The 2,305-nt window shown below is 73.7% G+C and carries 3 protein-coding genes; all 3 read right to left on the bottom strand.

Annotated elements, in window-relative coordinates; all coding sequences use genetic code 11:
- Window positions 1–622: PPOX class F420-dependent oxidoreductase (locus tag AC2W7G_RS14080; protein WP_485868985.1), on the bottom strand; the 622-nt coding region annotated here is incomplete at its 3' end.
- Window positions 623–633: 11 nt separating this feature from the next.
- The gene (locus AC2W7G_RS14085; RefSeq protein WP_485868986.1) at window positions 634–1,620 is read right to left on the bottom strand and encodes an NYN domain-containing protein; all 987 of its coding nucleotides are present in this window, start codon (window positions 1,618–1,620) and stop codon (window positions 634–636) included.
- A 137-nt stretch (window positions 1,621–1,757) separates the two neighbouring features.
- A complete protein-coding gene (locus tag AC2W7G_RS14090) occupies window positions 1,758–2,144 on the bottom strand; it encodes an SPW repeat domain-containing protein (protein ID WP_485868987.1) in 387 nt (128 codons plus the stop codon).
- Window positions 2,145–2,305: the final 161 nt, after the last annotated feature.

The following is a 2,305-nucleotide window of genomic DNA, read 5'->3' on the forward strand; positions in this document are numbered from 1 at the left end:
CCGCGGCGGACGTCACGCTCAGCCACCAGGGGCGTCTCGACGTCTCGGGCCTGCCGTGGAGCGACCCGGCGCGGGCGGCGTTCGTCGTCGCCGGGCGTCCGGCCGGTCCGGAGGCCGTGACGGTGTGCTTCGTGCCGACCCGGCCGGCGTGCAGGTGACCGCGACGGCGTGCGCCGGCGTGCTCGACGCCGCCGCCCTGCGGCGGGCCGTGGACGCGCTCAGCGACGCGGGTGCAGCAGCCCCGCCTGGCCCATGACGTCGGTGACGGTGATCTCCAGCACGACCCGCTGCGGTTCTCGCGCGGCGTCCGGTAGCGCTCGGCGTACCGGCTCTCGGCGTCGGCGACGGACGCCGGGTCGTCCAGCACCCGGGCCGGGCCGCCGAGCGTCAGCCAGCGCGCCCGGTCGACCTGGCACACCGTCGCGTGCCCCGACCGCAGCACGTTGAGCGCCTTCTGGCTGGCGCCGCTGGTGATCACCCGCACGACGCCGTCGGCGTAGGTGAACCCGACCGGCACGACGTGCGGACGTCCGTCCTGGCGCAGGGTCGTCAGGGTGGCCAGGTGGCGCTCGGCCAGGAACGCGAGCGCGTCGTCGGTGAGCCGGGCGGGACCGGTCGGCACGGCGGCCCCGCTCACCGGGTCGGGGGAGCGGCGAACAGCACGCGCCGGGTGTCGGCCAGGGTCGGCACGAGCCGCACGAGACGGGCGGTGCTCGACTCGTCGATCTCGGCCACCTGCTCGCGCGACTTGATGAAGTCCGAGAACGACCGGTAGCCCAGCGCCTTCTCGCTGAACGAGGGGTCCATCCGCTTCATCTGGGTCTTGACCTGCGAGGCGTGCAGCCACTCCGCGTCGTCCTTCTCGTGCCCGAGCCGCAGGGCACGCTCGAGCAGGCGGGTGGCCGTCTCCTGGCTGTCGTTCTCGGGCTCGCCGCCCGGCTCGTCGGTCGACGCGGGCTGGGTCTCGTCCTGGACGGCCGGGTTCGCGCCCTTGGTGCTGCGGCTGCGCGGCTCGCGCGTCTCGGGCTCGGCGGCCTCCTCGGGCGGGGTGACGCCGGGCAGCGCGTCGTAGGTGACGAGCTCGTCGCACGCCGCGGCCAGCGACTTGCTCGTGGAGCCGGCGACGCCGACGCCGACGACGTAGCGGCCGAGCCGCTTGCAGCGCTGCGCGAGCGCGATGTAGTCCGAGTCGCCGGCCACGATGACCACGTGGGTCAGGTCGGGCAGGCGGAACATGTCCTCGACCGCGTCGACGGCCAGGCGGATGTCGGCGCCGTTCTTGCCGTACGCGGCGGCCGGGAACAGCTGCACGAGGTCGACGGCACGGCTGACCAGCTGGTGGCGGTAGTCGGCGTTGACCGGCGCGGACCAGTCGGCGTACGCCCGGGTCAGCACGAGGGTGCCGAACGACGAGGCGAAGTCGATGATCGCGCCGACGTCGACCGTGGCCCGGCGCAGCTTGTCGGCGACCGCCGGATCGGCCTCGCGGGCGGCGGTGTCGAAGCCCTTGTTCTTGTCGCGCGACCACTGGTGACGGCCGTGCACCTGGTCGTAGCGCGAGATGACGATGTTGTCGAAGTCGATGTAGACGGCGACGCGGGTGTCTCCCGACTCGGTCATGGACGATTGCTCCTCGGTCGGCGGACCTCCAGTCTGTCGCACCCCGCCGCCCGGCACACCACCGGCGTCCGACGCGTGGGTCGGCGCCGAGGGTGCGTGCCGGGCGCTGGCGGGGGCCGGCCGGGGCCGGGCTCCGGTCAGGCCGGGGTGCGGGGACCGCGGACGGCGGGCTCGTCGGCGCGCGTCATGAGGGCGTAGCCCACGACCAGGATGCCGACGACGACGTGCGGCACCCAGACGTACCAGTCCTCGTCGGCGAAGCCGAAGAACCACGGGGTGAGGGCGAGGAACACGCCGGTCACCATGTCGAGGATGAGGTGGACGCTCATCGGGACGAGCTTGACCGGGCTGGCCGGGCTCGTCGTGATCAGCTCGTTGAGGATGATGAAGACGCCCACGCCGACCGCGGACCAGGTGGCGGCGTCGCTCTCGTCCGCGAACGTGAGCAGCCACGGCGCCACGACCAGGAGGGCGCCGACCACCAGGCCGATGATGGTGTGGGTCCGGCTGTCGATGACACGCACGGTTCTTCCTCTCGTTCGAAGGTCAGACGAACGGCGGGTACCCCGGTCCGCGCCGCCGAAACGACTCGGCGTCCGGCGCAGGGGACCGGTCAGCCCACCGGCTCGGCCTCGGCCATCGCCGCGGCCCCGTGCGGCACCGCCGAGGAACGGCTCGCCGTGGC

It is taken from the genome of Aeromicrobium sp. PFPM2_SD2 (genome assembly GCF_057364525.1).

Coding starts and splice junctions, on each gene's coding strand:
- AC2W7G_RS14085 (WP_485868986.1), bottom strand. CDS start 1,620: ATGACCGAGTCGGGAGACACCCGCGTCGCCGTCTACATCGACTTCGAC.